Genomic DNA, 7,021 nt, shown 5'->3' on the forward strand with positions numbered 1-7,021 from the left:
GATCGAGTTCAGTTTGTTCGGTACAGTTTGGATTCGGCATGGCTCGCTCGTTCATCAAGTTTCTACACCTCGATAAACGCGCACTCAAAGGGCCATGCCGTCATCGTTTTTACGGAGGACGGTGAAATATCCGGGCTAAAACTGGTGGCGCTGCTCGCCCTTGGGTGCTGGCACTGGTGCGCGCGTGGGACGCCCCCAAGAAGCGGCGTCTTTGTCGGTCTGCCCTGGCCAAAACGATCGGCAGCCGATGACGTTCAGGTCCGACAGGCCCTCCCGTCAGCACGCCAGTCAGGCCAGACGGAGCACCCCTATTTGCGTACTTCGTCAACCATCGCACGGAAATCGTCGATGTCTTCAAAGCTGCGGTATACGCTGGCAAAACGGATGTAGGCCACCTTGTCCAGTTTCTTGAGTTCACGCATTACCAGCTCCCCAATGCGGCTGGACAGAACCTCGCGCGAGCCCAGGTTCAGGAGTTTTTCCTCAATGCGCTCGATGGCGCCATCGACCTGGTCGGTGCTCACCGGGCGCTTGCGCAGCGCCAGGTTGAAAGAGCCCAGCAGCTTGGCTCGCTCGTAATCGATGCGCCGACCATCTTTTTTGACGATGGACGGAAAGCTCACTTCCGGCCGCTCGTAGGTGGTAAAGCGCTTGTCACAGGCGCCGCACTGCCGTCGCCGACGGATGAACTCCCCGTCTTCGGAGACCCGTGTTTCGACGACTTGCGTGTCCAGGTGTCCGCAGAAGGGGCATTTCATGGTGCGCTTGCCCTGGGATCAGCGATAGACCGGGAAGCGGCTTGTCAGCGCGTTGACCTTGTCGCGCACAGCGGCAATGTTGGCTTCATCGCGTGGGTTGTCGAGCACATCAGCGATCAGGTTGGCCGTGATGCGCGCCTGTTCTTCCTTGAAACCCCGCGTGGTCATGGCCGGGGTGCCAATGCGAACGCCACTGGTGACCATGGGCTTTTCCGGATCGTTCGGGATCGCATTTTTGTTGATGGTCATGTGCGCTGCGCCCAGCACGGCCTCGGCTTCCTTGCCGGTGATGCCCTTGGCGCGCAGGTCGACCAGCATCACATGGCTCTGGGTGCCGCCACTGACGATGCGCAGGCCGCGCTCGGTCAGCGTCTCTGCAACCGCCTTGGCGTTCTTGATCACCTGCTCCTGGTAGGCCTTGAACTCCGGTTGCAGGGCTTCCTTGAAAGCAACCGCCTTGGCTGCGATCACGTGCATCAGCGGGCCGCCCTGCAGGCCAGGGAAGATGGCGCTGTTGATGGCCTTTTCGTGTTCAGCCTTCATCAGGATGATGCCGCCACGGGGGCCGCGCAGGCTCTTGTGCGTTGTGGAGGTGACCACATCCGCATGAGGCACCGGGTTGGGGTACACGCCGGCAGCGATCAGGCCTGCATAGTGGGCCATGTCCACCATGAAAATCGCGCCCACATCCTTGGCCACCTTGGCGAAGCGGGCGAAGTCGATGTGCAGGCTGTAGGCCGATGCACCGGCGATGATCAGCTTGGGCCGGGTCTCATGCGCCTTCTTTTCCATCGCGTCATAGTCGATGGCTTCATTGGCATCCAGGCCGTAAGAAACCACGTTGAACCACTTGCCCGACATATTCAGTGGCATGCCGTGGGTCAGGTGACCGCCTTCGGCCAGGCTCATACCCATGATGGTGTCGCCGGGCTTGATGAAGGCCAGGAATACGGCTTCGTTTGCGGACGCGCCGCAGTGCGGCTGCACGTTGGCGGCATCTGCGCCAAAGAGCTTCTTGACGCGATCAATGGCCAACTGCTCGGCCACGTCAACATGCTCGCAACCACCGTAATAGCGCTTGCCCGGGTAGCCTTCGGCGTACTTGTTGGTCAGCTGGGTGCCCTGCGCCCACATCACTGCGGGAGATGCATAGTTTTCGCTGGCAATCAGCTCGATATGGTGTTCCTGCCGCGCGTTTTCGGCCTGGATGGCAGCGAAAAGCTCGGGATCGGTTTGTTCGACAAGAATAGAGCGGTCGTACATGATGTGGCAGTCCTAAGAACTTGCGTCCCTTGAAACAAGGGGCTGCCCAGGCGAACGGCTGAACGCAAGGGCCTCGCGCCTTTGCGGCACGCTCCCCAGTGGTTTGCAAGAAGCGGGTTCCTGCCGGGTTCCACGTCAGCGGCCATGCCCTCTGGGCATCGCGCCTATCGCCAGTTGCGTGCTGGCCGATTGTAACTGAGGAGGCCTTCAAAAGCCGCCCTGGGCTGGGTAGAACCGAGCGCGGGGACGGCCGCTACATCACAGTCCGTCAAACAGCGCGACCTTGTCGTGCGCTGCGGGGGATGGCCCGGGCGCCTCCGGTGGCAGGGGCACGGGCAGAGCTTGAGGCGTTGCCTGAGTCGCCAGCGCGGGCGGCGTCAGCGGCACGTTTTGGCCGCTGGCCACCTGGAGCAAGCGGAGATGTTCGGCCATGACTTTTGACACGTAACCGCCGTCATCCGGGTTGTTGGCCGCCCCCACGTAGTGCCGAAGTCCGCCCTCCAGCGAGCCGGCACGGGCAATGCATTCCTGCAGCACCTTCACGCCCACGCGCAGGTTCGCCACGGGGTCGAACGCGGCGAGATGGCCACCAAAGTTCTCGTACTTTTCGGTGTGCACCGTGGTCATGACCTGCATGAGTCCCTGAGCGCCCACCGGGCTTTGCGCGAACGGATTGAAGCTTGACTCCACCGCCATGATCGCCAGGATCAGGGTGGGGTCAATCTTGGCGCGCGTGCCGATTTCGAAGGCCTCGGCCACAAGAACGCTCAGCGGCTCAGCGGCCACGCGGTATTTTTTGCTCAGCCAGAACGCGATGGCTGCCTGTGGCTTGGGAAGGTCCTTCGGATTGGCCGCGGTTGCACGGCCACTGGCCTCGGGTTCGATCGGCATACCGACCATCTCCACCTGACGCTCCCGCAGCCAGGTCATCAGTTGCTCCTCACCGGCCTGGCGCAGGTCGTCGCGGGCGGCCAGTGTGATGACAACGAACGCGAGCGCAAGGCCAATCAGCGCAAAGCTGTTGTGGGTGATCTCAAGAAATCCCTCCACCACATCGGTGGCAAAGGTACGGAAACCGCGAAGCATGGTTCCTAACGCTGTCATAGCTCTCCTTTCTGCGGCTTTGCCCACTACCCGTTGCGGCTTGTGGAGCCTCGGGCTTGGGCAGGATGCCTGGATTGGTACGCCTTCAAAACGGCAGGTGGCACGCCGGTTGTGGGCGTGCTACCCCGTTTGAAATTGCCGAGGGGGTCGGCAGCGATTGGGGTTTCTACGGGTGTGTCGCGAAGCAGGCGGATTCTAGGAGTTGTCTTAATGCACAGTCAATACTAACAAAATAAATTGTTATTCTTTAAAAGAATATTAGAGCGACCATGTGTTTTCTGGCTTCACCGCTCCGAGGCGCGTGGTCTTGCGAGTCCTGGATCGGTCTCAGCGAGCGGGTCGATTGAAAAATGGCCTGGGCGACTGCCGCGCCGTTGTGTTTGCGTGAGCAGGTCTGCCATTGCAGCGCCGCCATCGGCACGGTGTTGCCGTCCTGACCTCACACCCCTGGCAGCGCCGCAATGCGGGCGACTGCGCATCTGTAGAGATAATGGAGGGCCGCGCATATGATTGCTGGAACCTTCCGACCTTGGCGTGCGCGCTGCGGCGTCAGCGCCTCCATGGCGACGTTCTCCGTTGGCCTGTGTCGGCCCAGACTTTCAGGCGTGCGCAACGGCCCGTTCTGAAGACCGGTGGTTGACGTTGGTCAGGCGGCGCCCGACCGCTCTCGTCCTGGCGCATTTGTGATTCCCTTGAACCCATGTTTCCCTTTCTCTCCCGCAACAAAATGTCTGACGCACCCGAAGTGAATCCGGCCCCGGCCAAATCCCATGAGCCGCATCCGCTGGATGCTTTGACCGGCGGCGTTTTTTCTGCCGCGACATCGGGCGAGCGCGCATCGCGCATTCGGGACTGGCTTGCCACCCAACCCGGGCCAGAGCAGTTGCAGGAGGTGTTCAAAGAGCTGAGCGGCCGCGACAAGGGCGCTGCCCGTGCCGTGCGGGAGCGCCTTGATGAGATCCGCCGCCAAAAGGGTCAGGAGGCCATCGCTGCCGAGTGGGTCGGCAAGGCCCAGACTTTGCTGGCCGCTTCGAAGCTCAATATTGCAGATGCCATGGCGTGGCAGCGTGACGCCGCCAAGGCGGGCGCGCCGTTGTCGCGCGAGCCGCTCTCGCTGTTGAAGGTCCAACTGGCGGATCGCGTCAAGGTGATCGAAGACCTCCAGCACCGTGTTCAGGTGCAGCGCGAGGCAGCTGTGCTGCTGGCACAGCGCATCGAGGTCCTGTCGACCAAGCCCTGGCGCGATGCCCATGCCGCCCTGGACATGCTCAGTGCCGATGTGGCGCGTTGGCAGCAGCAGGCCGACGAACTGGCCAGCGATGGAAGCTGGCCGAGCGTGGATGCGCGCTTTCCGCCCTTGCTGGACGCATCGCGCCTGCAGCTTCTGGTGGTCTGGGACGCATTTCAGCCCGCTGTCGCCCAGGCCGTGCTTGCGGCGGAAGATATCAACGCACCCCTACCCCCGGTGCCCGTCTGGGCCGACGAATTGCGCGCCGCACGAGGATTGCCGCCAGAGGCTGGCAGTGGCGATGTGGCTGGGGCTGGTTCTGGCAAGTCTGCGCGTGCGCCAAAACCCCGGCTTTCCACGCAAGCCGTCGAAAAATCCATGCAGGCCGTGCGTGAAGCGCTCACGACTTTGGAGCGTGAAACAGCCCAGGGCCATGGCAAGGCCAGCGTTGGTGCGGCGGCGGCTTTGCGCGCCGTGCTCAAACAGCACGGACGGAACATCGATCAGGCGCTGGAGCACCAAGTGCATGCTGCGCTGGTGGCTGCCGGTGAACTGGAGGGCTGGCAGCGCTGGGGTGCCGACCAGGTGCGCGAGGAACTGGTGGCCAAGGCCGAGGCGCTGCTCCAACGTCCCGACGGGCAGGCCCTGGGGGGCCGCAAGATGCAAGAGACCCTGCGCAGCCTGCGGGACCAGTGGAAGAAAGCGGACCAAGGTGCTGCCCCCAATCACGCTTTGTGGAAGAAGTTTGACGAGGCCTGCAATGCCGCGCACAAGGTCGTCGAAGCCTGGCTCGAGAAGATTCGCGCTGAAGCCGCCGAGCATAAATCGCAGCGCCTGGCGCTGATCGAGGAGGTCAAGGCCTGGACCCAGGAGCACGCAGCATCGGGCGATTGGAAGGGTATTCACCGCGCGCTGCATCAGTTTGGCGACCGCTGGCGCGAGGGCGGCCATGTCGGCGAGAAAATTTTTGCCGAGTTGCAGCCCTTGTGGAGGCAGGCCATCGGCGCTGCGGCAGCGCCGTTTGAGGCTGCCCAGAAGGACAGCCTGGCGCGCCGCCACGCCATGATCGACGAGGCTGTGGCGCTCGGAGCGGCCCCCACGCTGCGTATCGATGCTGTCAAGGCGCTGCAGCAGCGCTGGCAGGCCGAGGCGCAGGCGGTTCCGCTGGACCGCAAGCACGAGCAAAAACTATGGGATGCTTTCCGCAAGCCCATCGACGACGCGTTCAACCGCAAGTCGGCAGACCGGGACCGTGCCGTGAACGAGTTGAGTGCGCGCGACAAGGTGGTGCTGGAGGCCTCCAAGGCGCTGGAAGCGGCCAATGCATCGGGCGATGCCCAGCGGATTCGCGCGGCCATGCAGGGGCTGGAAGCCGCGCTGCGTGGACAGGCCCAGGCGGCCGAAGCCGTGGCCACGGCGCAGCGCGAGGAGCAGCAGTCTGGCGCGGGCCCGGATGTCGGCGGGGCAGGGGTTGCTTTGGCCACTGACCCCGCTGTGGAGCAGGCGGCCGAGAGTGGAGCTGTTGCCAGCGCCCCCGTGCCTGCATCCAAGCCCAGTCGGCCGGTGGTGGCGGTGCGCGGCGACGATCGCCCTGGGATGAAGAAGGAAGCGGCTGCGCCCGCCGGTCGTGGAGTCCGACCGGGCGAGCGTCGCGATGGAAAGCCTGGCGACCGTCCGGAGCGGGGTGGCCGTTACGCCGACCGGCCCGCGTTCGAGGACCGCGGTCCCCGTCTGGGCGACACAGCTTTCCGGGCCCAGCGCGACGCCATGGAGCGTGCGCAGCTGGCCCTGAAGAAGCTTGCAGCACAGGCGCACGGCGAGGCGCTCACCCAGCTGCTGACGGCCTGGGAAAAGCGTGACCCGTCCCAGGTGCCTGGCGCGCAGGAGTTGGGTGCTGGCGTGACGCCCTCGGTGCGTACCGCCTGGATTCAGGCCTTGTCGGCAGCGCCCCAGGCCGATGCGTCGGAGGCATTGCTGCGGCTGGAGATGGCGGCCGATGCGCCCACGCCGGCGGAGCACATGGCGGCCCGTCGGATGTTGCAGCTCCAACTGCTCACGCGCCGCAACGACCCGTCGCCAGTGCAGACCTGGGGTCAGGACACCGCCCGCGTGCTGGCCAGCGCAAGCGACGCAGCCCATGCCCGTCGCCTTCAGAATGTGTTGAAGGTATTGCTGCGTCAAAAGGGGTGAAGGCCCACGTGCCGCGCTGAATCCGTTGGTGCCAAATTTTGGGGCTGCACCCCGTATGGGCGTTGGCCTGCGCACATGCAACACCGTTGCGCCAAAGTAAAAAAGCCGTTGCGGATGCAACGGCTTTTTGCTTGGTGCCCAGGAGAGGACTCGAACCTCCACGATGTTACTCGCTAGTACCTGAAACTAGTGCGTCTACCAATTCCGCCACCTGGGCTTCAGATTACGCTTCGAATTGTAGAGCAGGAAATTTCTCGAAAAGAGCGGCTGGCGAATATTTATCGCACGGCCTTTGGTGCTGCGGCACCCAGCGGAGATCGCGTTGCCGAAACATGTCCCTGAATCCGTGACCCCAATCCCCCGGGTTCCGTAATCGCACAGAAACCGGGCAGAGAAACCCCGATATTCACCCCCAGTCCGGCCATTTCAACGCAACAAACCCGACCGGCACCCCAGATATACGCTCATCATGCCCTGC

The 7,021-nt window shown here is 63.4% G+C and carries 4 protein-coding genes, 1 tRNA gene and 1 riboswitch; of the genes, 1 reads left to right on the forward strand and 4 read right to left on the reverse strand.

Features of this window, described 5'->3' with window-relative positions:
* Nucleotides 1–308: 308 nt before the first annotated feature.
* The 3 genes from nrdR to ACK543_RS03070 all read right to left on the reverse strand — a co-directional run bounded on the left by nrdR (nucleotide 309) and on the right by ACK543_RS03070 (nucleotide 3,125).
* On the reverse strand, nucleotides 309–758 hold the full coding sequence (nrdR, locus tag ACK543_RS03060; protein ID WP_409941389.1) for a transcriptional regulator NrdR: 450 nt from the start codon (nucleotides 756–758) through the stop codon (nucleotides 309–311).
* Nucleotides 759–776: 18 nt separating this feature from the next.
* Entirely contained in the window at nucleotides 777–2,021 is a 1,245-nt protein-coding gene (gene glyA / locus ACK543_RS03065; RefSeq protein ID WP_409941390.1) for a serine hydroxymethyltransferase, read from the reverse strand.
* Between the two features lie 37 nt (nucleotides 2,022–2,058).
* A riboswitch (ZMP/ZTP riboswitch) is annotated at nucleotides 2,059–2,209 on the reverse strand.
* Nucleotides 2,210–2,279: 70 nt separating this feature from the next.
* Nucleotides 2,280–3,125 (reverse strand): transglycosylase SLT domain-containing protein, encoded by an 846-nt coding sequence (locus ACK543_RS03070; protein WP_409941391.1) that lies wholly within the window; start codon nucleotides 3,123–3,125, stop codon nucleotides 2,280–2,282.
* Between the two features lie 700 nt (nucleotides 3,126–3,825).
* Here ACK543_RS03070 and ACK543_RS03075 point away from each other — a divergent pair.
* Nucleotides 3,826–6,543, forward strand: coding sequence for a DUF349 domain-containing protein (locus ACK543_RS03075; protein WP_409941392.1), 2,718 nt, complete (start codon nucleotides 3,826–3,828; stop codon nucleotides 6,541–6,543).
* Between the two features lie 132 nt (nucleotides 6,544–6,675).
* Here the strand turns inward: ACK543_RS03075 and ACK543_RS03080 are convergent.
* A tRNA-Leu gene (locus ACK543_RS03080) sits at nucleotides 6,676–6,760 on the reverse strand.
* Nucleotides 6,761–7,021 lie beyond the last annotated feature (261 nt).

The organism is Acidovorax sp., assembly GCF_046341535.1.
Taxonomy (GTDB): Bacteria; Pseudomonadota; Gammaproteobacteria; order Burkholderiales; family Burkholderiaceae_C; genus Acidovorax.